The following is a 22256-nucleotide window of genomic DNA, read 5'->3' on the forward strand; positions in this document are numbered from 1 at the left end:
CCCAGCCAAGCACGGCCCGCCGACGCCGGCCGAGGCCACCCGGTCGCGGGCCGGGGTCAGCCGCCGAGCGGCCAGCGGTGGAGCAGCCGGCAGCCGTCGGCCTCGTACCACGCCAGGTCCAGCGAGGTGGCCCGGCACGTGGCAGGGACGAGGTCGCCGAGCAGCTCGCGGATGGAGGCCTCGGTGACCTCCGCCGAGGCCAGGTCGAGCGTGAGGTGGGGGACCGGCGCGAACTCCCCGGCGTAGGGCGGGCACTGCGGGAAGGCCTCCGCGAGCCGCGTGGTCAGCTCGCGGAACGGCCCGTCGGGCTCCGGCAGGAGGTGGACGATCCCGTTCGGGAACGTCGCCACCCGCTCCAGCACGACGTCGAACGGCGCGAGGGCCGCCGCGACCTCGCCGACGACCGCCAGGTCGGCCGGTCCCGGGTCGGCCAGCCACGGCCCGAGCGCGGTCACGTGGGCGTGCACGAACGCCGGGTCCGCCGAGACCCAGGCCGGGTCGTAGTGCGCGTGCCGACCCCGCACGAACGCCTCGAGCGGCGGGACCGGCACCTGCAGCACGCTGTGCCCCGGCCACGTCACGCGCCGGAGTCAACCACCCCCGGGTCGACGGCCGGCCGGGCGGCCGGGTCGGCGGCCGGGTTGGCCAGCGTGCCGGCGTACATCAGCGACTCCGACTGGTCGGTGAGGTCGACCATCTGCAGGGTGTTGCGCAGCTGGAGCCGGTTCAGGCAGCTGTGGCGGAACTCCGCACGCAGCAGGTCGTACGCCGCGTGCCGCTCGGCCAGCTCGGGGTGGTCGGCGCGGTGGCGCTCCAGGCAGCCGCGCACCTCCGCCCAGAACACCGTCTCGTCCAGCACCCCGTCGAGGTGCAGGATCGCCGCGACGTGCCGCAGCACCCCGTCGAAGACGTCGGTGTGCAGCGCGAGCGCCCGCACGTCCGGCGGCACGTCGGCGCGGACCCGCTCGACCTCCGGCGGCAGCGGCTGGTCGTCCATGACCGCGACCTCCTCGCCGACGTCCTTCATCAGCACCCGGTCCACGGCGTGGTCGCGGAGCACGAGCACGAGGTTCTCCCCGTGCGGCATGAACGCCAGCTCGTGGGCGACCAGGCAGTGCGCGACCGGTCGGACGTAGGCGTCGAGCCAGCGCCGCACCCACTCCCGGGCCGGCAGCCCCGACCGCTCCACCAGCGCGGAGACGAAGGCCCGCCCGTCGCCGTCGCGGTGCAGCAGCGCGGCCATCGTCGCGAGCCGCTCGCCCTCGCGCAGCCGGGGCAGCGGGCTCTCGCGCCACAGCGCGGCGATCATCTTCTGGTAGGGCGACCGCACCCCGGCCCGGTCCGCGAGCCGGTGGTAGGCATCCCCGGTGTAGCCGATCGCCGCCCGCTCCCGCAGCACCGAGAAACCGCACGCGCGCAGCTCCTCGTCGCCGTCGACGAGCCCCGCGACCCAGTCGTTGATCGCGGGCGTCGGACCCATGTACGCCGGGGAGAGCCCGCGCAGGAAGCCCATGTTCTGCACCGCGAGCGCGGTCTTCACGTAGTGCCGCTCGGGGCGGCTGGTGTTGAAGAACGTCCGGATCGACTGCTGGGCGCGATAGGTGTCCGGGCCCTCGCCGAGCGGCACCAGATCGCGCCGCGCGACGTCCGGGGCGAAGGTCACCGCCACCTTCGCGCGCCACTGCCACGGGTGCAGCGGCAGGTAGAGGTAGTCGTCGGGGTCGAGCCCCAGGTCGCGCAGCCGCTTCTCGAACCCCACGCGGGTCGCCTCGTCGAGCTCGGCCTCCCACAGCGCCTCCTCGGTGAGGTCGGCCGACAGCGAGAGGCGGGTGTGCTCGCGCCGGGCGGCCACCCAGACCAGGCGGACGGGCGCCCCGGCCTCGGGGGAGTACGCCGCGTGGTCGTCGACGCCGAAGCCGATCCGCCCGTTGTTCGCGAGGAACCCCGGGTGGCCCTCGGTCATCGCAGCCTCGACCGCCTGGTAGCCCTCGGTCCCCTCCAGGTCGAGCAGCTCCTCGACCGAGCGGGTGGAGTGCTCCAGCTTCCACGCCGCCGAGGCCAGCGTCGCGGCCAGCTCCTCGAGGTAGGTCGGCAGCAGCCCGTCGGGGATGCCGAGCAGCGGCGCCAGCTCCACGACGAGGTCCTGCACGTCCAGCGGTGCGGGCACCCCGTCGAGGGTCCGCTCGATGCTCGCGGGCTCCACCGCCCAGTGCTCGAGGGCGAGCAGCTGCGCCCGGAAGGTGTAGCGCGCGCGGCCGTCGGGGGAGGTCAGCTCGAAGCCGCCCTCGGCGGGGTCGCCGACAGCGGTCGGCGCGAGCAGCCGCTCGTGGGAGAGCTCCGAGAGCGCCTTGGTCACCAGGTGCCGCTGCGCGCGGGCGAGGTGCTCGGGGGTCAGGTGCGCAGCGGTCAGGTGCGCCGCGGCGAGCTCGGCGGGCAGGTCGGTGGGCTGGCCGCTGGCGGACGGGGTCGGGCGGTCGAGCACGGAGAGGACGGCCTCCTTCGCGACGGGGGTGGTCAGGGAGACGGTGCGCAGCTCGCGGAACCCGAAGGCGGTGTTCATCGCGCGGATCGCGTCGTTGCGGGCGTCGGGCTCGACGACCACGCGGCGTACGCCCGGGTCGGCGAAGCAGTGGTCGAGGACGGCGCCGAAGACCCGGCGGGTGAACCCCGGCACCGGGTCGCCGGCCGGCGGTGCGACGAGCACGTGCATGCCGAGGTCGCCGGGCCGCAGGTCGGGCAGGTCGCGGATCGGTGAGTGGGCCGAGCGCGCCGGGTCGTAGGTCTCGGCGAGGAACGCCGGCTCCCCGTCGACCCGCCCCAGCCAGGCGTGGTGGTGGGGGTCCTCGGCGATGGCGGCGTACTCGGCGGCGACGTCCTGCACGCTCGCGCCCTGCATCAGCCAGAACGCCGACCGGGGGTGGGTGACCCAGCGGTGCAGGAGGCCGATGTCGCGGTCGAGGTCGACGGGCTCGAGGGTGACAGCGGGGGTGCTCACGGGGCGACCCGCAGGTGGTCGGGGACGCCGAAGGACTGCACGGCGATCCGCTTCTCGACCGGGTAGACCTCGCGTCCGGTGAGCGCCGCGATGATCACGGAGTTGCGGAAGGCGCCCATGCCGAGGTCGGGGGCGACGAAGCCGTGGGTGTGCTCCTCGGCGTTCTGCACGAAGACCTCGGTGCCGGCCCGGTCCACGGCGTACGTCGCCGACGCGACGTACCGGCCCTGGTCGTCGAGGTTCAACCGGTCGCGCACGGGGTCGAGGAACTCCGGCACCTGCGCGGCGTAGCCGGTGGCCAGCACCAGTCCCTCGGTGCGCACCGCGTAGTCCTCACCGGTCTCGTCGTGGTGCAGGCCGAGGGTGTAGGCCGTGCCGTCCCAGGCCGCGTCGACCACCGTGGTGTTCGTGAGCAGCGTCGTGCGCGGCCCGGCGCCCTGCACGCGCAGCCGGTAGTGCAGGTCCGAGATCGCGTCGACCAGGTCGCCGCTGATCCCCTTGTAGAGCGAGCGCTGCTCGCGCAGCAACCGCTCGCGGGTCTCGCCGGGCAGGCCCTGGAAGTAGGAGGTGTACTCCGGGGAGGTCATCTCCAAGGTGAGCTTGGTGTACTCCATCGGGAAGAACCGCGGGCTGCGCGTGAGCCAGACCAGCTCGTAGTCGTGGTCGGGGCTCTCGGTGAGCAGGTCGTGGTAGACCTCCGCCGCACTCTGGCCGCTGCCGACGATCGTGATCCGCGGCAGCGCCTGGAGCGCGCGCTTGTGCGCGAGGTAGTCGGCGGTGTGGATCGCCGGCCCGCCGGCGTCGCGGACGCAGGGGAGCACCCGCGGCTGCGTGCCGGTGCCGAGCACGACCGCGCGGCCGCGGAAGGTCTCCCCGCGGGCGGTGGTGACGACGTACGTCTCCCCGTCGTGCTCCACGGAGGTGACCGCCTGCCCGAACCGCACCGAGCCGAGCCGATCGGCGGCCCAGCGGCAGTAGTCGTCGTACTCGCGGCGCAGCGGGTAGAAGGACTCGCGGATGTAGAAGGGGTAGAGGTTGCCGGTCTCCTTGAGGTAGCTGAGGAACGACCAGCGCGAGGTCGGGTCGGCCATCGTCACCAGGTCGGCGAGGAACGGCACCTGCAGCGTGGCGTCGTCGAGCAGCATCCCGGGGTGCCAGGCGAGGTGGTCGCGGGCCTCGAGGAAGACGCAGTCGAGGTCCTCGACCGGGTCGGCGAGGCAGGCGAGCCCGAGGTTGAACGGCCCGAGCCCGATGCCGACGACGTCGTGGACGCGGCCCTCGTGGGTGTGGTCGTCGGGCGCGCTCATGCGGCCACCTCCGCGGTCAGCTCGCGGCCGAGTGCGGCGACCGCGTCGGTGACGGCGAGGACGTCGGTGACGCTCGCCATCGGGTTGAGCAGGGTCAGCTTGAGCCAGCAGCGGCCCGCCACCTTGGTCGCGGCGACCATCGCGGTCCCGCGCTCGTAGAGCGTCGAGCGGATCCGGCCGGCGAGCAGGTCGGCGGTGTCCTCGGTCAGCCCGGCGGGGCGGTAGCGGAAGACCACCGTGGAGAGCTGCGGCGTCGCGGCGAGCTCGAGCTCGGGGTGGTGGGCGAGGCGGTCGCCGACGGCGGTGGCGAGGTCGACGACGTCCTCGACGTACCCGCCGATGGTGTCGGGGCCCATCACCCGCAGCGTCAGCCACAGCTTGAGCGCGTCGAAGCGGCGGGTGGTCTGCAGGCTCTTGTCGACCTGGTTGGGGTGCCCTGTGCCCTCAGGGTCCTTGGGGTTGAGGTAGTCCGCGTGCCAGGTGACGTGCCGGAGGTGGCGGGAGTCGCGCACCAGCAGGGCACTGGCGGAGACCGGCTGGAACCACGTCTTGTGGTAGTCCACCGTCACCGAGTCGGCCCGCTCGATGCCGGCCAGCCGCGGCCGCAGCCGGGCGGAGGTGAGCAGGCCGCCGCCGTACGCCGCGTCGACGTGCAGCCACGCGCCGTGCGCCTCGGCGAGGGCGGCGACGGCGGGCAACGGGTCGATCGCGCCGAAGTCGGTCGTGCCGGCCGTGGCGACGACCGCCATCGGCACCCGCCCGGCCGCGCGGACGCCGGTGAGCGCGCGGCTCAGCGCGGCGGGGTCCATCCGGTGGTCGGCGTCGACCGCGACGGTGACGACCGCGTCGGGGGAGAGGCCGAGCAGCTTGGCGGCCTTCTGCACGCTGAAGTGCCCGTCGGCGGAGGCCAGCACCTGGAGGTCCGCGATCGCGTGGCCGGCCGCCAGTGCGGCGTCGCGCGCCAGGTGGAGGCCCTGGAGGTTCGACTGCGTCCCGCCGCTGGTGAAGATGCCGTCCGCGGTCGCGCCGAAGCCGATCCGCCCGGCGGTCCAGTCGATCAGGTGCCGCTCGACGAACGTGCCGCCGACGCTCTGGTCGAAGGTGTCGAGGGAGGAGTTGACCGAGGAGACGAACAGCTCGGCCAGCAGGGCCGGGACGACGACCGGGCAGTTGAGGTGGGCGACGTACGCCGGGTCGTGGAACCAGACCGCGTCGTCGAGCCAGACCCGGCTCATCTCCGCGAGCGCGGCGCCGGTGTCGCCGAGGGGGCGGTCGAGGTCGACGTCGGCGACGACCTTCGCGGCCTGCTCCGGCAGGACGCCGGTGGCCGGGCCGGCCTGCGCGGACTGGGCGGTGAGGGCTCCGGCGAGGTGCTCGAGGCCGAGCCGCATGCTCGCGAGGAACTCCTCGAGGTGGTCGGGGTGGAACAGGTGAGAGGTGTCGCGGGCATGCTGCAGCGACGGCGAGGCTGGGGGCACGAGCCTTCCTTCCGAGTCAGGTCAGGCCGAGGGCGGATCCGGCGGGCCGCGCCAGGGCCCACCGCTTAGGTAAGGCTTACCTTAGTGAGGTGACCCATAGGGTTCGCAACCCCTCGCTCCGCCGGTGCGACCCAGGTCACATCCGCGGAGCTCGGCTCGCGTCCGCCTCACGCCGACGGGGCGACCGCCACGATGGCGACGTCGTCGTGGGTGTCCCCGCCCTGGAACGCCACGACCTCCTCGGTGAGGCCGCGGACCACCGCGTCGACGTCGACCGGGCCGACCTCGCCCGGGCCGAGCCGGTCCAGCGCCGCGAGGAGCCGCTGCTCGCCGAAGTAGTCCTCCGCCCCGCGCGCCTCGGTCACGCCGTCGGTGTAGACGACCAGCGCCTCGCCCGCCGCGAGCCGCAGCTCGACCTCGTCGTAGTGCTGGTCGCCGAGGATGCCCACCAGCGGCCCGCCGACGGCGATCTCCGCCGGCGCCGAGCCGGCCCGCAGCAGGATCGGCGGCGGGTGCCCGCCCACGCCCACCGTCACCCGCCAGGACCCGTCGCCCTCGCGGCGCAGCCGCATCAGCACCAGCGTGACGAACCGCTCGGTCTCGTGGGACTCGATCACGGCGTTGAGGTCGGCCAGCACCGCCGAGGGCCGGTGGTGCAGCACGGCGAGCGCGCGGACGGTGTTGCGCACCAGCGAGGTGACCACCGCGGCGTCCACGCCCTTGCCCGACACGTCGCCGAGCACCACCACGTGCTCGTCCGGCGAGATCGGGAAGACGTCGTAGAAGTCGCCGCCGACCTGGGTGCCGTCGCCCGCCGGGCGGTACGCCGCCGCGATGGCCAGCCCGACGGGCTGCGGCGGCAGGGGCGGCACGAGGGTCTGCTGGAGCGTGCGCGCCAGCGTCCGGGCCCGTTCCTCGGCGGTGCGCGCCTCGTCGCGGGCACGCAGCAGGTCCTGCTCGTAGCGGCGCCGCTCGGTGGCCTCGAACAGCGCCACGTGGACCTCGGCCGGGCCCTCGCCGGCCTCGTCGCCGGCCGGCCCGCCGCCCACCAGCACCGCGTTGACCAGCACCGGCAGCCGGGTGCCGTCGGCGCAGCGCAGGTCGAGGGCCAGCTCGTGGACCGAGCCCTGGAGCCGCAGCATCGGCGCGTAGTGGGTCTCGTGGAAGATCCGGCCCCCGGGCATCAGCAGGTCCACCAGCCGCCGGCCGACCACGTCGGAGGCGGCCCGGCCGGTCCACCGCAGGAACGTCGCGTTCGCCCGCAGCACCCGACCGTCGGGGTCGGTCGTGAGCAGTCCGCAGGGGGCCTGGTCGAGGAGCCGGGCGGCGTCCCCCCGGGGCGCGGCGTTCAGGCGGCGACCCGGTCGTCGAGCCACGCGCGGATGGCTGCGGTCGACTGCTCCGGGGCGCTCAGCTGCGGGCAGTGGCCTGTGGCGTCGAGGACCACCAGAGTCGCGTCGGGCACCTGCTCGGCGACGTACGCCCCGACCGCGAGAGGGGCGATGATGTCCTCCCGGCACTGCAGCACGAGCGCGGGCACCGGCACGAGCGGCAGGTCGGCGCGGTTGTCGGCGAGGAAGGTCGCCTGGGCGAACCGGCGCGCGACGGCGGGGTCCATCCGGCAGAAGGACTCGGTCAGCTCGTGGCCGAGCTCGGGCCGGTCGGGGTTGCCGACGATGGCCGGCGCCATCGTCGCCGACCAGCCGAGGAAGTTCGAGGCCAGCGCCCCGAGCAGGTCGTCGATGTCCTCGCGGCTGAAGCCGCCGGTGTAGCCGTCGTCGTCGAGGTAGCGCGGCGAGGGCCCGACCATCACCAGCCCCGCGAACCGCTCGGGCTCCGCGATCGTGGCCAGCGCCCCGATGATCGCGGCGACCGAGTGGCCGACCACCACGACGTCGTGCAGGTCGAGCCCCCGGACGACGTCGAGCAGGTCGGCGGCGTAGCCGTCGAGGCGGCTGTGCCGCAGCTCGTCGTAGGCGCCGGGGTCGCTGCCGCCGGCGCCGGCGAAGTCGAAGGTCACCACGCGGTAGCGGTCGGCGAAGCCCGGTGCGACCAGGCGCCACATGCTCTGGTCGCAGCCGAAGCCGTGGGCGAAGACGAGCGGGGTGGCCCCGGCGGGGCCGCGGACGGTCACGGCGTGGCGCGCCAGGGGGTCCGCGGTCGACATGCGCGCGACGCTAGTGCTCGGGCCGGTGGCGGCCAAGGTGCGGTCAGGACCGGGCCGTTGTGCCTACCCGGTCCCGGCGGTGGTCCCCGCGGACCCGGCGACGGCCAGCAGTCGCTCGCAGGCGGCGAGCAGCCGGGCGCGCAGGGGAGCGCCGCGCTCGGCGAAGGCGCGCTGCGCGGCGACGTACTCCTGCTTGCCCTCGGGGGTCTCGACGCGGACCGGCTCGAAGCCCAGCTCGCGCAGGTCGTACGGCGCCGCCCGCATGTCCAGCTCGCGGATGTCGCGTGCCAGCTCGAAGCAGTCCGCGACCAGGTCGGAGTCGATCATCGGCGTGAGCCGGAAGGCGTGCTTGTAGAGGTCCATGCCGGCGTGCAGGCAGGCCGGCTGCTCGAAGGCCGGCCGGTCGGCGCTGGTCGGCCGCAGCGTGTTGAGCGGGCGGGCCGGCTCGGTGAAGAACCGGTAGGCGTCGAAGTGCGAGCAGGCGATCCGGTGGGACTCCACGACCGCGTCGGTGCCCTCGCCGCCGAGGCGCAGCGGCCAGTCGGCGTGCCGGGTCTCGTCGTCGGCGAGGCGGTAGACCATCGCCCACTCGTGCATCCCGAAGCAGCCGAAGTTCGCGGGCCGCCCCTGCGTGGCGCTCAGCAGCGTGCGCAGCGCCTCCAGCAGCGGGCGCTGCGAGGCGACGTACGCCTCGTCGACGGTGACCACCGGGACGACGCCGTCCACGACCGTGTAGCCCTTGAGCCCGGCGTGCTCCGGGCGGCCGTCCTCGCCCACGGCGAGGCCCACGCCGAAGCCGGGGTGCCAGCGGCGCAGCTGGGCGGGTCGCTGGGAGTAGTAGGTGAACAGGAAGTCGTGCACCGGGTGCTTGACCCGAGACTCGCGCCGGGCGAGGTGGGGCGCGACGAAGGCATCGACCCGCGCCGCGTGCTTCGCGGCCCGCGCCTGCCACTCGGCGGTCGCCAGCACCTGCACCTCCACGAGCGTCGATGGTAGGTCGATAGTGTCGAGGGGTGCGCATCGCGAGATTCACCACCGGCGAAGACCCCCAGTACGGCGTCGTGACCGGCGACCTGGACGAGTTCGGACAGCCCGACGAGGACGCGGTGATCGTGGCGCTCGCCGGCGACCCGCTCTACGTCGGCGTCAAGCTCCTCGACACCGAGCACCAGCTCTCCGACGTCCGCCTGCTCGCGCCGGTCCTGCCGCGCAGCAAGGTCGTCGGCATCGGCCGCAACTACGCCGCCCACGCCGCCGAGATGGGCAACGACGTGCCGAGCGAGCCGTTGATGTTCCTCAAGCCCAACACCAGCGTGGTCGGCCCCGGCGACCCGATCTTCTACCCGCCGCAGACCCAGAACCTCCACTTCGAGGGCGAGCTCGCCGTCGTCATCGGCCGGATCTGCCGCGACGTCCCGCCGGAGCAGGCCACCGACGTCATCCACGGCTACACGATCGCCAACGACGTCACCGCACGCGACCTGCAGAAGGGCGACGTGCAGTTCACCCGGGCCAAGGGCTTCGACTCCTTCTGCCCGCTCGGGCCGTGGATCGAGACCGACCTGGATCCCCAGCACTTCGCCGAGGGGGTCCGGGTGCAGACCCACCTCAACGGCGACCTGAAGCAGGACGGCAGCACCGCCGACCTGATCTTCGACATCCCGACGCTCGTGTCCTACGTCTCGAGCGTGATGACGCTGCTCCCCGGCGACGTCATCCTCACCGGCACCCCCGAGGGTGTCGGTCCGATGGAGGTGGGCGACGAGGTCGAGATCTCGATCGCCGGCCTCGGCACTCTCACGAACAAGGTGGCCCAGCGTTGAACAGCCCCGGAAGCACCACCCCCGTCCGCGTCCGGATGGCCCCGTCCCCGACCGGCAGCCCCCACGTCGGCCTCGCCCGCACCGCCCTCTACAACTGGGCCTTCGCGCGCAGGCACGGCGGCACCTTCGTCTTCCGCATCGAGGACACCGACAAGGAGCGCAACACCCAGGAGTCCTACGACTCGCTCATCGACCTGATGCAGTGGCTCGGCCTCTCCTGGGACGAGGGCGTCATCGTCGGCGGCCCCCACGGCCCCTACCGGCAGTCCGAGCGCGGCGACATCTACGCCGACGTGCTCGCCCGGCTGCGGGAGTCCTCCTACACCTACGACTGCTTCTGCACCACCGAGGAGGTCGAGGCGCGCCGCAAGGCCAGCGGCTCCAAGGTGATGGGGTACGACGGCTTCTGCCGCGAGCTCTCCGCCGAGCAGCGCTCCGCCTTCGAGGCCGAGGGCCGCGCGCCGGTCGTCCGGTTCCGGATGCCCGACGGCGAGATCACCTTCGACGACCTCGTCCGCGGCGAGATCACCTTCCAGACCGAGCACGTGCCGGACTTCGCCCTGGCCCGCGCCAACGGCGACCCGCTCTACACCCTGACCGCGCCGGTCGACGACGCGACGATGGAGATCACCCACGTGCTGCGCGGGGAGGACCTGCTCTCCAGCACGCCCCGCCAGATCGCGCTCTTCGAGGGCCTCAAGGCGATCGGCGTGGCCACGACCACCCCCGCCTACGGCCACCTGCCCTACGTCATGGGGGAGGGCAACAAGAAGCTCTCCAAGCGCGACCCGCAGGCGCACATGGCGCTCTACCGCGAGCAGGGCTTCCTCGCCGAGGGCCTGCTCAACTACCTCGCGCTGCTGGGCTGGTCGATCGCCCCCGACCGCGACGTCTTCACCCTCGCGGAGATGGTCGAGGCCTTCGACATCAAGGACGTCAACCCCAACCCGGCCCGCTTCGACCTGAAGAAGGCCGAGGCGATCAACGCCGCGCAGATGCGGCTGCTCTCGATCGAGGAGATCACCGAGCGGGCGCTGCCGTTCCTCGCCGAGGCCGGCGTCGTCGACGTCACCTCCGCGGCCGACCGGCAGCTGCTCGACCTGGCGATGCCGCTGGTGGCCGAGCGGATCAACAAGCTCACCGAGGCCGTCGACATGCTCGGGTTCCTCTTCGTCGCCGAGGAGGACTTCACCCGCGACGAGGCCGACGCCGCCAAGCTGCTGGACGAGAAGGGCGTCGAGGTCGTCCGGGCGGCGTACGACGCCGTCGAGCCGCTCGGGGAGTGGAGCACCGCCGCGATCCAGGAGGCGCTCCAGGCCAGCCTGGTCGAGCAGCTCGGCCTCAAGCCGCGCAACGCCTTCGGCCCGGTCCGCGTCGCGGTGACCGGCCGGCGGATCTCGCCCCCGCTTTTCGAGTCCATGGAGCTGCTCGGCCGCGAGCGCAGCCTGGCCCGACTCCGCTCCGCCCTGGGCTGACGCGATGACCGTGCCGGTGCAGCTGCCCCCGCCGCCCGTCGTCGACGACGGGCTCACCTACGAGCGGCTGCACCGGCTCGGACGCCCCGGCTGGTGGCGCCCCGTCGTCGGCGTGGTCGCGCTGGTCGTCCTGGTGCTCCTGCTCCAGACGGTCGCCACGGTCGTCGTGGCGGTCTACCTGCTCCTCAGCGGGGTCGGGGTCGACGCCGCGCTCGACCGGCTCTCCGGCGACCCCGTCACGCCGTCGTTCCTGGCCCTGGTCAACGTGGGCTGGGCGCTGGCGATCCCGGCCGTCTGGCTGGTCGCCTACACGCTGCACCGGCTCCGGCCGGGCACGGTGTCCTCGGTGGGCCTGCGGCTGCGCTGGGGCTGGTTCCTGGCCTGCTTCGGGGTGGCGTTCGTCGCCCTCTTCCTCACCCTGGTCGTCTCCGCGCTGCTGCCCTCGCAGGGCGCCGGCACCGAGGTCTCCACCGACCTCAACGAGTTCACCCGGACCACGCGTGACTTCGCCCTCATCGTGCTCCTGCTCACCCCCCTGCAGGCGGCGGGGGAGGAGTACGCCTTCCGCGGCTACCTCACCCAGGCCTTCGGCGGTCTCGTGCGTTGGCGCTGGGTCGCCGTCGTCGTGCCGGCGTTCATCTTCGCCCTGGCCCACGGCCTGGGGCAGGACCTGCCGATCTTCTTCGACCGGTTCGCCTTCGGCCTGGTCGCCGGGACGCTGGTGATCCTCACCGGCGGCCTCGAGGCGGGGATCGCGATGCACGTGCTGAACAACTGGTTGGCCTTCGGGATCGCGCTCGCCTTCGGCGACATGACCTCCGCGCTCAACCCCACGGGCGGCACCTGGTGGAGCCTGCCGGTGACCCTCACCCAGTCCCTGTCGTTCCTCGGCCTGACCCTTCTGGTGGCCCGCGCGATGGGGGTGCGGACCACCACGGATCGGCCCGTTTTGCAGCGCCGAAACACTCGCGTGTAAGGTTCTCGACCGTGCCCACCGCCACGGCGGAGGGCACGAAATGACCGTCTTAAGTCTTGTCGGTCAATGGGATATGGTGTAATTGGCAGCACGACTGGTTCTGGTCCAGTTAGTCTAGGTTCGAGTCCTAGTATCCCAGCCAAATCGCAGGTCTCTCGCAGAGAAGCCCTCGATTTTGCGGCAACGAAGGCCCCGGCTAGAGTTCCGCAGGCGCCGCTCGGAAGGGCAGCGCCGCAGCACAACTGAATCACACATGCCCCGTTCGTCTAGCGGCCCAGGACGCTGGCCTCTCACGCCGGAAGCACGGGTTCGAATCCCGTACGGGGTACCACCGGAAGAGGCTCGAAGGTCATCACGACCTTCGAGCCTCTTCTGTCATCTCCAGTCGTTCCCGTCCTGGTCCGGGATCAGGAGCAGAGACCGTTGGCGGCGGCGTCGGCCCGCGAGCCACCGGGGCGGCGGCCGCTGCTCGCGCCGCGGCCGAGCTCGCCGAGGGGCTGGTCGGCGGCGACGCGACGCCACAGCTCGTCGGCCTCCGAGGTCAGCTCCACGCGGCCCCAGTTCGGGTCGTCGCGGGGCAGCTCCACGACCGGCGCGGTGACGAAGCGGATCTTCCCGAGCCTCCCCTGGCGCAGGGAGGCGGCCAGGTCGACGATCTCCGAGACGCTCGCCAGCTCCGGATCGGTCTGGATCGACCCGGCCACGGCGCTCGCGAACGACACCAGCCGGTCGGGGCGGGCGAGGGTCCGGGCGGAGAGCACCTTGGCGACCATCGAGGCGATGAAGGCCTGCTGGCGTCGCATCCGGCCGAGGTCGGCGTTCGGGGTCGACGTGCGCTGCCGGACGTAGGCCAGGGAGTCCTCGCCGTCGAGCACCTGCGTGCCGGCATCGAGGTGGATGTTGTGCTCGTCGTCGTCGATCTCCTCGGGGATGCAGACCTCGACGCCGTCGACGGCGTCCACCATCTCCTTGAAGCCGCCGAAGTCGACCACCACGTAGTGGTCGACGTAGATGCCGGTGACGGCCTCGACCTGGGCCACGGCGCAGGCCGGGCCGCCGACGGCGAGCGCCTCGTTCCAGGCCGCGCCGGCGACCCCGGGGACCACCTCGCCGTCGACCCGGCAGTCCGGCCGGTCGACCAGGGTGTCGCGGGGGATCGAGATGCCGTACGCCGCGCGGCGGCCGTCGGCGACGTGGAGCAGCATGGTCACGTCGGCGCCGCCGCCCCCCGCCTCGCGGTCGATCCCGCAGCCCTCGCACGCCCGCTCGTCGGTGCCGAGGACCACGACGTTGAGGGCGCTGGTCGGCAGCCGCGGCTCGGCGCGCTCCACGCCGCCGGCGTGGCTGATCGGCGCACCCTCGTCGATGCGGCGGTCGACGTGGCGGTAGACCAGGGCAACCGCGATCCCGGTCACCAGGGCCAGGCAGAGCTGGGTGACGAGGACGACCCGCCAGACGGTTCGGCGGTGCGTGCGTTCGGCCACGTCGGTCATCGTGGCAGAGGGGGTGGTCCGCGGGGCCGGTTCGCGGCCGGTTCGGAGCTGGTTCGGGCCCGGTTCGCAGCCGACGGCGGTGTCCGAATCCCGCCAGCGGCGCCCACCGGCGTGGGGGAGGATGGACGCATGACCACGACCCGCGAGCGACGGCTGGACCCGCAGTCCTGCTACCGCGCGGTCACCTCGCGGGACCGTCGCTTCGACGGGGTCTTCTGGACCGCCGTGCGGACCACCGGCATCTACTGCCGGCCCTCCTGCCCGGCCCGCACCCCGGCGTACGGCAACGTCACCTTCCACCCGAGCGCGGCGGCCGCGCAGGCGGCCGGCTACCGCGCCTGCAAGCGCTGCCTCCCCGACGCCACCCCCGGCAGCCCCGACTGGGACGTCGCCGCGTCGGTCGCCGGCCGGGCGATGCGGCTCATCGCCGACGGCGTGGTCGACCGCGAGGGCGTCGAGGGGCTCGCCCGGCGGCTCGGCTACACCCCGCGCCACCTCTCCCGCCTGCTGCTCGCCGAGCTCGGCGCCGGCCCGTTGGCGCTGGCCCGCGCCCGCCGCGCCCAGACCGCCCGGGTGCTCATCGAGACCACCGACCTCGGCTACGCCGACGTGGCCTTCGCCGCCGGCTTCGCGAGCGTGCGGCAGTTCAACGACACCGTGCGCGAGGTGTACGCCGCGTCCCCGACGCAGCTGCGCGGGCGCCGGGGGGCCCGCGCGGGCGCCGGGACCGTGACGATGCGCCTGGCGGTGCGCACGCCGTTCGCCGGCCGCGCGCTGCTCTCCTTCCTCGCCCACCACCTCGTCCCGGGCGTCGAGGTCGCGGGGGAGGGCTGGTACGCCCGGACCCTCGACCTGCCGCACGGCCCCGGCACGGTGCGCCTGGAGATGAGCGACGAGCTCGAGCCCGGTCGCACGGCCTTCGTGACGGCTCGCTTCGCGCTGCACGACCTGCGCGACACCACCGCCGCGGTCGAGCGCGCCCGCCGGCTGCTCGACGCCGACTGCGACCCCGTGGCCGTGGGGCAGCACCTCGCCGAGGACCCCGTCATCGGGCCGCTGGCGGCCGCCTGGCCGGGCCTGCGGGTGCCGGGGCAGGTCGACGGCGACGAGACCGCGATCCGCACGGTGATCGGCCAGCAGGTCAGCGTCGCCGGCGCCCGCACCGTCACCGGACGCCTCGTTGCGCGGCACGGTCGCGAGGTCGCCACCGACGTCCCGGGGCTGACCCACCTGTTCCCCGACGCGGCCACCCTGGCCGAGGCCGATCCGGCGGAGCTGCCGATGCCCCGGGCGCGCGGCCGCGCGCTGGTCGGGCTCGCCGCGGCGCTGGCCGCGGGCGACGTCGTGCTCGACCGCGGCGCCGACCGCGACGACGTACGCCGCCGGCTGCTCGCGCTGCCCGGCATCGGGCCGTGGACCGCCGACTACGTCGCCCTGCGGGCGCTGGCCCACCCCGACGTGTTCCTGCCCACCGACATCGGCGTGCGCAACGCGCTGCGGGGGCTCGGCCACGACGACGCCTCGCTCGCGGCGGTCGTGGCCGCGAGCGAGCGCTGGCGGCCCTGGCGCTCCTACGCCCTGCTGCACCTGTGGACGACGCTCATGCCGCCCGCCCCCACCGTCCCCGCCGTCCCCGCCGTCCCCGCCGTCACCACCGTCCTCACCGAGGAGACCTGACATGTGGACCGTCATCGAGAGCCCTGTCGGCGACCTGCGCCTCGTCGAGCACGAGGGCGCGATCACCGCCATCGAGTTCGCGCCGTTCGGCGACAAGCACGTCCGCGGCGAGCGCGACGACGCCCACCCGCTCCTGGTCGAGACCGCCCGCCAGCTCGCGGCGTACTTCGCCCGCGACCTCGAGGACTTCGACCTGCCGCTCGCCCCGCTGGGCAGCGACTTCCAGCAGCGGGTCTGGGCCGAGCTGCGCGCGATCGGCTACGGCGAGACCGCGTCGTACGGGCAGGTCGCCACGCGCCTGGGGCTGACCCCCGCCGCCTCGCGCGCGGTCGGCCTGGCCAACGGCCGCAACCCGATCCCGATCGTCGTGCCCTGCCACCGGGTCATCGGCGCGAACGGCACGCTCACGGGGTACGCCGGCGGCCTCCCGCGCAAGCAGCTGCTCCTCGAGCTGGAGTCGACCGCGCTCTTCTGAGCCCGCCCCGGCTCGTCACGAGGCGGGGTGGGTCACTCCGCGGCGGCGCGGCGCAGCGACTCCGAGAGCCGCTCGGCGGCGGCGAGCACCGCCGGGGCGTGCATCCGGCCGGGCTGGCGGGAGAGCCGCTCGAGCGGGCCGGAGACCGAGACCGCGGCGATCACCTTGCCGCCGGGGGACCGCACGGGGGCCGAGACCGAGGCCACGCCCTGCTCGCGCTCGCCCACCGACTGCGCCCAGCCGCGGCGGCGGATGCCGGAGAGCGCGGCGGCGGAGAAGGCGGAGTTCTGCAGGCCGCGGTGCATCCGCTCCGGGTCCTCCCAGGCGAGCAGCACCTGGGCGGCGGAGCCGGCGCGCATGGTCAGCTGGGAGCCGACCGGGATCGTGTCGCGCAGCCCCGAGGGGCGCTCGGCGGCGGCCACGCAGACGCGGTGCTCGCCCTGGCGCCGCCACAGCTGGGCGGACTCGCCGGTGATGTCGCGGAGCCGGGCCAGGACCGGGCCGGCGGTGGCGAGCAGGCGGTCCTCGCCGGCGGCGGCGGAGAGCTCGGCCAGCCGCGGGCCGAGGACGAAGCGGCCCTGCATGTCCCGGGCCACCAGGCGGTGGTGCTCGAGCGCCACGGCGAGCCGGTGCGCGGTCGGCCGGGCCAGGCCGGTGCCGGCGACGAGGCCGGCCAGGGTCGCGGGTCCCGACTCGAGGGCGGTGAGCACGAGAGCGGCCTTGTCGAGCACGCCGACTCCGCTGGTGGTGTCCATATGGCAATACTGCCGTCTCGCATCATGGGATTGCAAGCGTTACAGTGGAACCGCACCGAGAAGTACGTCACGAGTACGTCATGAGGGAGACAACCATGGGTCGGACGCTGTCCGAGAAGGTCTGGGACGAGCACGTCGTCCGTTCGATGCCGGGAGAGCCGGACCTGCTCTACATCGATCTCCACCTCATCCACGAGGTCACCTCGCCGCAGGCCTTCGACGGCCTCCGGCTCGCCGGTCGTCGCGTCCGCCGCCCCGACCTGACCCTCGCCACCGAGGACCACAACGTCCCGACGCTGGACTGGGACAAGCCGATCGCCGACCCGGTCTCGCGCACGCAGGTCGAGACCCTGCGCCGCAACGCCGAGGAGTTCGGCGTACGGCTGCACCCGCTCGGCGACATCGACCAGGGCATCGTGCACGTGGTCGGCCCGCAGCTGGGCCTGACCCAGCCGGGCATGACGATCGTGTGCGGCGACAGCCACACCAGCACCCACGGCGCGTTCGGCGCGATCGCCTTCGGCATCGGCACCTCCGAGGTCGAGCACGTGCTCGCGACCCAGACGCTGATGCAGGCCAAGCCCAAGACCATGGCCGTCACCGTCAACGGCAGCCTGCCCGACGGCGTCACCGCCAAGGACCTGGTCCTCAACCTGATCGCGCACACCGGCACCGGCGGCGGCCAGGGCTACATCGTGGAGTACCGCGGCCAGGCCATCGAGGAGCTCTCGATGGAGGGCCGGATGACGGTGTGCAACATGAGCATCGAGTGGGGCGCCAAGGCCGGCATGATCGCGCCGGACCAGACGACCTTCGACTACATCGCGGGCCGCCCCGAGGCGCCGACCGGCGCTGACTGGGACGCCGCCGTCGAGCACTGGAGCAGCCTGCGCACCGACGACGACGCGACCTTCGACAAGGAGATCGTGCTCGACGCGAGCATCATGACCCCGTTCGTCACCTGGGGCACCAACCCCGGCCAGGGCGTCCCGCTGGGCGCCTCGGTCCCGGCGCCGGCGGACTTCGAGGACGTCAGCGACCAGGTCGCGGCGGAGAAGGCCCTGGAGTACATGGGCCTCGAGGCCGGCACCCCCATGCGCGAGGTCAAGGTCGACACCGTCTTCGTCGGCTCCTGCACCAACGGCCGGATCGAGGACCTCCGCCTGGCCGCCGAGATCATCCGGGGCCACCACGTCGCCGCCGACACCCGCCTGCTCGTCGTCCCCGGCTCGGTCCGGGTGCGCCTGCAGGCCGAGGAGGAGGGCCTGGACGTGATCTTCAAGGAGGCGGGCGGCGAGTGGCGCGGCGCCGGCTGCTCGATGTGCCTGGGCATGAACCCCGACACCCTGCAGCCCGGTGAGCGCAGCGCGTCCACCTCGAACCGCAACTTCGAGGGCCGTCAGGGCAAGGGCGGCCGGACCCACCTGGTCTCCGTGCCGGTGGCCGCCGCGACCGCCGTCCGCGGCACGCTCTCCTCGCCTGCCGACCTCGAGCCCGTCGCCGCGCCGGCGACCGTCTGACCGGAGCACCTCATGGACAAGTTCACGACCCACACCGGCATCGGCGTCCCGCTGCGGCGCAGCAACGTCGACACCGACCAGATCATCCCCGCCGTCTACCTCAAGCGGGTGACGCGCACCGGCTTCGAGGACGGCCTGTTCGCCGCCTGGCGCAACGACCCGTCGTTCGTCCTCAACAACCCGGTGTACGCCGCCGGCTCGGTGCTCGTCGCCGGCCCGGACTTCGGCACCGGCTCGTCGCGGGAGCACGCCGTCTGGGCGCTGCAGAACTACGGCTTCAAGGCCGTCATCTCCCCGCGCTTCGCCGACATCTTCCGCGGCAACTCCGGCAAGGCCGGGCTGCTGGCCGCCCAGGTCGACGAGAAGGTCGTCCAGCGGCTCTGGGACCTGCTCGAGGAGCAGCCCGGCGCCGAGATCACCGTCGACCTGGAGACCCGCACCGTCCGCGCCGGCGAGGGCCCCGAAGCGATCGAGGACTCCTTCGACATCGACGACTACACCCGCTGGCGCCTGCTCGAGGGTCTCGACGACGTCGGGATCACCCTGGGCCACGAGGGTGACATCTCCACCTACGAGGCCTCCCGCCCGCGGTGGAAGCCGGTCACCCAGCACGCCTGACCCGCCGAAGTGGCAGTGCTGCAGGGTCGAGGTGGCAGTGCTGCACGGTCGAGGTGGCACTCCTGCATGAGCCGAGGGCAGGTAGTGCCACTTCGGCCCTGCATGGGTGCCACTTCGACCCTGCACGGGTGCCACTTCGACCGTGCACGGGTGCCACGTGGGCGGGCGGGTCGTTGTGGCGTACGCCACTTGTCCCTAACGTGCGTCCACGAGGGTCGAGCACGAGCTCGGCGTCCGGGGTTCGTCGGAAGGGAAGCCAGATGAACAAGTCCGAGCTCATCGACACGCTCGCCGCGCGGTTCGACGGGAACAGGAAGGCCGCCGCCCACGCGCTCGAGTCGGTCCTCGACACGATCACCCGTGAGGTCGCCCAGGGCAACAAGGTCGCGATCACGGGCTTCGGCTCGTTCGAGAAGCGGATCCGCGAGGCTCGTTGGGTCCGCAACCCGCGCACCGGCGAGCGGGTGCAGGCCCAGGAGCGCGCGGTCCCGAGGTTCAGCGCCGGCACCCAGCTCAAGGACGTCGTGTCCGGCGCCCGCAAGCTGCCCGCCCTCACCGTGGCCGCCTCGGCCGGCGCGGCGCGGGCCGCAGCGGAGGCCGCGCTCAAGGCCGCCGCTCCCGGCGGCGCGAGGGACTCCGGCGCCTGGTCCGACGCCACCGCCGCGGCGGCCAAGAAGTCGCCGGCCACCAAGTCCGCCGCGCCGAGCGCGGCGACGAAGAAGGCGCCCGCGACGAAGGCTGCTGAGAAGAAGGCGCCCGCGAAGAAGGCCGCGACCAAGAAGACGACCGCGAGCAAGGCCGCGGCGAAGAAGACGACCGCGAGCGCGCCGTCGGCCAAGAAGTCGGCCACCAAGAAGTCGGCCACTACATCGGCGGCCTCGAGCTCCGCGGCCAAGAAGTCGACCGCCAAGAAGTCGACCGCCAAGAAGGCGACGACGAAGACGACGACGAAGAAGACGCCCGCCAAGAAGGCGACCGCGAGCTGAGAGCCGTCAGGCCAGGCCGAGCTCCTCGACGAGCGCCGCCGTCCGCGGCCCCAGCCCGAGGGCGGCGGCCGCCCGGAGGTCGTCGAGGTCGTCGACGTCGCGGCGCAGGGTCGCCAGCGCGCCGCGCAGCTCCAGGGCGCCGGTGAGCAGGTGCGCCTGGCACGAGTCGGCCCCGAACTGCGGGTCGAACTCGTCGTACGGCGCGGTGTAGAGGGTGGTGCCCACGCCGTCGGCGTCGGCCACGAATGACGGCCCGCCCGGCACGAGCGACTCCAGCGCCGCGTCGAGGTCGGCGGGCAGCAGTGCCGGCAGGTCGGCGCACAGCGCGACCGGCTCGAGGTCCGGCCAACGCCGGTGGGCCTCGCTGGCCGCCTGTCGCAGCGCGGCGTTGAGGTCGTTGGTGTCCCCGTCGGGCACGGCGGCGCAGCCCAGCGCCATCAGCTGGGCGGAGAAGGGGGCGTCGTCGGTCGCCACGAGCACCCGCGCCACGGACCGTGCGGCGAGGCACGCGGCGGCGGTGTCGAGGGCGAACGCCGCGGCGAGGCGTCGCCGCTGGTCGTCCCCGAGGTCCCCGAGCCGCGACTTGCCGAAGGCGGGCGGCTTCACGGGGACGACGGCGACGAAGCGGGAGGGGGAGCGGTCGGGTGAGCCGGTCCCGGAGAGCTGCGCAGACATCCCCCCGATCCTCTCAGGCCGGGCCCCGTCGGGCGAGTAGCCTGCCGTGGTGACGGTCCGGAAGCTGCAGCAGAAGCGAGGCTGGGCGTGGAGCATCGCGGTCGCGATCGTGAAGCCCGCGCTCCTCGCGACCACGCGGCACGAGTGGGAGGGCGGCGAGCGGATCCCGGAGCGCGGCGGCTGCATCCTGGTGATGAACCACATCTCCCACGTCGACCCGTTCACCGCCGCCCACATCGTCTACGACCACGGCCGGATCCCGCGCTACCTGGCCAAGTCCGGCCTGTTCCGGAACAAGGCGCTCGGCGCGTTCCTGCGCGCCGCCGGCCAGATCCCGGTGGAGCGGCTCACCCGCAACGCGGTCGGGGCGTACGACGCCGCCGTCGCGGCCGTGCGGGCGGGGGAGTGCGTGGTCGTCTACCCCGAGGGCACGATCACCCGGGACCCCGACCTGTGGCCGATGACGGGCAAGTCCGGCGCGGCGCGGATCGCGCTGGAGACCGGCTGCCCGGTGATCCCCGTGGGCCAGTGGGGCGCGCAACAGCTGCTGGCGCCGTACGCGAAGAAGCCCGACCTGGTCCCCCGGAAGCTGATCCGGATGAAGGTCGGTGAGCCCGTCGACCTCGCCGACCTGCTGACCGAGCCGCGCACCCCGCAGGTCGTGCAGCAGGCGACCGACCGGATCATGGACGCCATCACGTCGCTGGTCGAGGACGTGCGGGGCGGCCAGGCCCCGCCGGAGAGGTACGACATGCGCAAGCACGGGGACCGCCGCACCGGCGACCCGCACCGCCACGAGATCGGGGAGGACCCGGCATGACCACGATCCCCACCCACGGCAAGGTCGCGGTCTTCAGCGCGGGCTCGTGGGGCACCGCGTTCTCGATGGTGCTCGCCGACGCCGGCAACGAGGTCGTCCTGTGGGCGCGCCGGCCCGAGGTCGCCGAGGCGATCAACGAGCAGCGGGAGAACCCCGACTACCTGCCCGGCATCGAGCTGCCGCCGACGGTCTCGGCGACCCACGACGTCGAGAAGGCGCTGCACGGCGCCGACGTCGTCGTGCTCGCGACCCCCAGCCAGTCGCTGCGGGAGAACCTCACGACCTGGGCACCGCACGTCGAGCCCGGCGCGGTGTTCGTCTCGCTGATGAAGGGTGTCGAGCTCGGCACGCTGGACCGGATGAGCGAGGTCATCGGCCAGGTGACCGGCGCGGGACCGGACCGGATCGCGGTGGTCAGCGGCCCGAACCTCGCCAAGGAGATCGCGCGCCGCGAGCCCGCCGCCTCGGTCGTCGCCTGCGAGGACGAGGACGTCGCCCGGATGCTCCAGCGGCGCTGCCACACCGCGGCGTTCCGCCCCTACACCAGCGTCGACGTGCTCGGCTGCGAGCTCGGCGGCGCCTACAAGAACGTGGTGGCGCTCTCGGTGGGCATGGCGGTGGGCCTCGGGTTCGGCGACAACACCACCGCGTCCCTCATCACCCGCGGCCTCGCCGAGACCGCCCGGCTCGCGATGAAGCTAGGCGCCAACCCGCTGACCCTGATGGGTCTGGCCGGCCTCGGCGACCTCGTCGCCACCTGCTCCTCGCCGCTCTCGCGCAACCGCACCTTCGGTGAGCGCCTGGGTCAGGGGATGAGCACCGAGGAGATCTACGCCTCCACCCGCCAGGTCGCCGAGGGCGCGAAGTCCTGCTCCTCGCTGCTGGCCCTCGCCGAGCGGACCGGCGTCGACGCGCCGATCGCCGAGCACGTCGACGCCGTCGTCGCCGGCCGGATGACCGCACAGCAGATGATGGAGTCCTTCATCGCCCGCGACACCAAGGCCGAGACGGACTGA

The 22256-nt window shown here is 73.5% G+C and carries 20 protein-coding genes and 2 tRNA genes; 12 read left to right on the top strand and 10 right to left on the bottom strand.

Annotated features, from left to right (window positions below; all coding sequences use genetic code 11):
• Nucleotides 1-56: 56 nt before the first annotated feature.
• The 7 genes from HPC71_RS06855 to HPC71_RS06885 form a co-directional block, all read right to left on the bottom strand.
• Entirely contained in the window at nt 57-581 is a 525-nt protein-coding gene (locus HPC71_RS06855; RefSeq protein WP_171896372.1) for a 2'-5' RNA ligase family protein, read from the bottom strand.
• Nucleotides 578-2995: a GNAT family N-acetyltransferase gene (locus HPC71_RS06860; protein WP_171896374.1), complete on the bottom strand. Its 2418-nt coding sequence runs from the start codon at nt 2993-2995 to the stop codon at nt 578-580. Before HPC71_RS06860 ends, HPC71_RS06855 begins: the two co-directional genes overlap by 4 nt.
• A complete protein-coding gene (locus HPC71_RS06865; RefSeq protein ID WP_154614996.1) occupies nt 2992-4302 on the bottom strand; it encodes a lysine N(6)-hydroxylase/L-ornithine N(5)-oxygenase family protein in 1311 nt (436 codons plus the stop codon). Before HPC71_RS06865 ends, HPC71_RS06860 begins: the two co-directional genes overlap by 4 nt.
• Nucleotides 4299-5780, bottom strand: a complete 1482-nt coding sequence (locus HPC71_RS06870) for a pyridoxal phosphate-dependent decarboxylase family protein (RefSeq protein ID WP_284438256.1) — start codon at nt 5778-5780, stop codon at nt 4299-4301. The genes HPC71_RS06865 and HPC71_RS06870 overlap by 4 nt, the downstream gene beginning before the upstream one ends.
• A gap of 167 nt (nt 5781-5947) precedes the next feature.
• Nucleotides 5948-7156 (bottom strand): PP2C family protein-serine/threonine phosphatase, encoded by a 1209-nt coding sequence (locus tag HPC71_RS06875; protein ID WP_171896376.1) that lies wholly within the window; start codon nt 7154-7156, stop codon nt 5948-5950.
• A complete protein-coding gene (locus HPC71_RS06880) occupies nt 7129-7947 on the bottom strand; it encodes an alpha/beta fold hydrolase (protein ID WP_154614998.1) in 819 nt (272 codons plus the stop codon). The genes HPC71_RS06875 and HPC71_RS06880 overlap by 28 nt, the downstream gene beginning before the upstream one ends.
• Before the next feature lie 63 nt (nt 7948-8010).
• Nucleotides 8011-8928 carry a 3-methyladenine DNA glycosylase gene (locus HPC71_RS06885; protein ID WP_253943932.1) on the bottom strand — a complete coding sequence of 306 codons (918 nt, stop codon included), beginning with the start codon at nt 8926-8928 and terminating at the stop codon, nt 8011-8013.
• Between the two features lie 32 nt (nt 8929-8960).
• On the opposite strand from HPC71_RS06885, the gene HPC71_RS06890 reads away from it, so the two are divergent.
• The 5 genes from HPC71_RS06890 to HPC71_RS06910 all read left to right on the top strand — a co-directional run bounded on the left by HPC71_RS06890 (nt 8961) and on the right by HPC71_RS06910 (nt 12552).
• Complete coding sequence (locus HPC71_RS06890; protein WP_171896378.1) at nt 8961-9770, top strand: fumarylacetoacetate hydrolase family protein; 810 nt, start codon at nt 8961-8963, stop codon at nt 9768-9770.
• Nucleotides 9771-9805: 35 nt separating this feature from the next.
• Nucleotides 9806-11245 carry a glutamate--tRNA ligase gene (gene gltX, locus HPC71_RS06895; RefSeq protein WP_216656619.1) on the top strand — a complete coding sequence of 480 codons (1440 nt, stop codon included), beginning with the start codon at nt 9806-9808 and terminating at the stop codon, nt 11243-11245.
• 4 nt (nt 11246-11249) lie between these two features.
• Complete coding sequence (locus HPC71_RS06900) at nt 11250-12221, top strand: CPBP family intramembrane glutamic endopeptidase (RefSeq protein WP_154615000.1); 972 nt, start codon at nt 11250-11252, stop codon at nt 12219-12221.
• 67 nt (nt 12222-12288) lie between these two features.
• Nucleotides 12289-12363, top strand: a tRNA-Gln gene (locus HPC71_RS06905).
• A gap of 113 nt (nt 12364-12476) precedes the next feature.
• Nucleotides 12477-12552: transfer RNA gene (locus HPC71_RS06910), tRNA-Glu, on the top strand.
• 76 nt (nt 12553-12628) lie between these two features.
• On the opposite strand, the gene HPC71_RS06915 is transcribed toward HPC71_RS06910, so the two are convergent.
• Nucleotides 12629-13705, bottom strand: coding sequence for an LCP family protein (locus tag HPC71_RS06915; protein ID WP_171896379.1), 1077 nt, complete (start codon nt 13703-13705; stop codon nt 12629-12631).
• Between the two features lie 138 nt (nt 13706-13843).
• Here HPC71_RS06915 and HPC71_RS06920 point away from each other — a divergent pair, with 138 nt between their 5' ends.
• On the top strand, nt 13844-15391 hold the full coding sequence (locus HPC71_RS06920; protein ID WP_154615002.1) for an AlkA N-terminal domain-containing protein: 1548 nt from the start codon (nt 13844-13846) through the stop codon (nt 15389-15391).
• Between the two features lies 1 nt (nt 15392).
• A complete protein-coding gene (locus HPC71_RS06925) occupies nt 15393-15866 on the top strand; it encodes a methylated-DNA--[protein]-cysteine S-methyltransferase (protein WP_154615003.1) in 474 nt (157 codons plus the stop codon).
• A 32-nt stretch (nt 15867-15898) separates the two neighbouring features.
• On the opposite strand, the gene HPC71_RS06930 is transcribed toward HPC71_RS06925, so the two are convergent.
• The gene (locus tag HPC71_RS06930; protein WP_154615004.1) at nt 15899-16621 is read right to left on the bottom strand and encodes an IclR family transcriptional regulator; all 723 of its coding nucleotides are present in this window, start codon (nt 16619-16621) and stop codon (nt 15899-15901) included.
• 95 nt (nt 16622-16716) lie between these two features.
• Here HPC71_RS06930 and leuC point away from each other — a divergent pair, with 95 nt between their 5' ends.
• From leuC to HPC71_RS06945, 3 genes are all read left to right on the top strand, one after another.
• A complete protein-coding gene (gene leuC, locus HPC71_RS06935) occupies nt 16717-18141 on the top strand; it encodes a 3-isopropylmalate dehydratase large subunit (RefSeq protein WP_154615122.1) in 1425 nt (474 codons plus the stop codon).
• A 12-nt stretch (nt 18142-18153) separates the two neighbouring features.
• The gene (gene leuD, locus HPC71_RS06940) at nt 18154-18759 is read left to right on the top strand and encodes a 3-isopropylmalate dehydratase small subunit (protein WP_154615005.1); all 606 of its coding nucleotides are present in this window, start codon (nt 18154-18156) and stop codon (nt 18757-18759) included.
• Between the two features lie 260 nt (nt 18760-19019).
• The gene (locus tag HPC71_RS06945) at nt 19020-19745 is read left to right on the top strand and encodes an HU family DNA-binding protein (RefSeq protein ID WP_154615006.1); all 726 of its coding nucleotides are present in this window, start codon (nt 19020-19022) and stop codon (nt 19743-19745) included.
• 6 nt (nt 19746-19751) lie between these two features.
• Here the strand turns inward: HPC71_RS06945 and cofC are convergent, their stop codons facing one another.
• On the bottom strand, nt 19752-20420 hold the full coding sequence (gene cofC, locus HPC71_RS06950) for a 2-phospho-L-lactate guanylyltransferase (protein WP_154615007.1): 669 nt from the start codon (nt 20418-20420) through the stop codon (nt 19752-19754).
• Between the two features lie 49 nt (nt 20421-20469).
• Between cofC and HPC71_RS06955 the strand changes: the two genes are divergently transcribed.
• Together HPC71_RS06955 and HPC71_RS06960 are read left to right on the top strand one after the other, a co-directional pair.
• Nucleotides 20470-21240 carry a lysophospholipid acyltransferase family protein gene (locus tag HPC71_RS06955; protein WP_171896381.1) on the top strand — a complete coding sequence of 257 codons (771 nt, stop codon included), beginning with the start codon at nt 20470-20472 and terminating at the stop codon, nt 21238-21240.
• Nucleotides 21237-22256: an NAD(P)H-dependent glycerol-3-phosphate dehydrogenase gene (locus HPC71_RS06960; RefSeq protein WP_154615008.1), complete on the top strand. Its 1020-nt coding sequence runs from the start codon at nt 21237-21239 to the stop codon at nt 22254-22256. The genes HPC71_RS06955 and HPC71_RS06960 overlap by 4 nt, the downstream gene beginning before the upstream one ends.

Source organism: Nocardioides marmotae, assembly GCF_013177455.1.
In the GTDB taxonomy this organism is placed as follows: Bacteria; Actinomycetota; Actinomycetes; order Propionibacteriales; family Nocardioidaceae; genus Nocardioides; species Nocardioides marmotae.

Coding starts and splice junctions, on each gene's coding strand:
- HPC71_RS06930 (WP_154615004.1), bottom strand. CDS start 16,621: ATGGACACCACCAGCGGAGTCGGCGTGCTCGACAAGGCCGCTCTCGTG.
- HPC71_RS06865 (WP_154614996.1), bottom strand. CDS start 4,302: ATGAGCGCGCCCGACGACCACACCCACGAGGGCCGCGTCCACGACGTC.
- HPC71_RS06880 (WP_154614998.1), bottom strand. CDS start 7,947: ATGTCGACCGCGGACCCCCTGGCGCGCCACGCCGTGACCGTCCGCGGC.
- HPC71_RS06900 (WP_154615000.1), top strand. CDS start 11,250: ATGACCGTGCCGGTGCAGCTGCCCCCGCCGCCCGTCGTCGACGACGGG.
- HPC71_RS06960 (WP_154615008.1), top strand. CDS start 21,237: ATGACCACGATCCCCACCCACGGCAAGGTCGCGGTCTTCAGCGCGGGC.
- gltX (WP_216656619.1), top strand. CDS start 9,806: ATGGCCCCGTCCCCGACCGGCAGCCCCCACGTCGGCCTCGCCCGCACC.
- HPC71_RS06920 (WP_154615002.1), top strand. CDS start 13,844: ATGACCACGACCCGCGAGCGACGGCTGGACCCGCAGTCCTGCTACCGC.
- HPC71_RS06945 (WP_154615006.1), top strand. CDS start 19,020: ATGAACAAGTCCGAGCTCATCGACACGCTCGCCGCGCGGTTCGACGGG.
- HPC71_RS06925 (WP_154615003.1), top strand. CDS start 15,393: ATGTGGACCGTCATCGAGAGCCCTGTCGGCGACCTGCGCCTCGTCGAG.
- leuD (WP_154615005.1), top strand. CDS start 18,154: ATGGACAAGTTCACGACCCACACCGGCATCGGCGTCCCGCTGCGGCGC.
- cofC (WP_154615007.1), bottom strand. CDS start 20,420: ATGTCTGCGCAGCTCTCCGGGACCGGCTCACCCGACCGCTCCCCCTCC.
- leuC (WP_154615122.1), top strand. CDS start 16,717: ATGGGTCGGACGCTGTCCGAGAAGGTCTGGGACGAGCACGTCGTCCGT.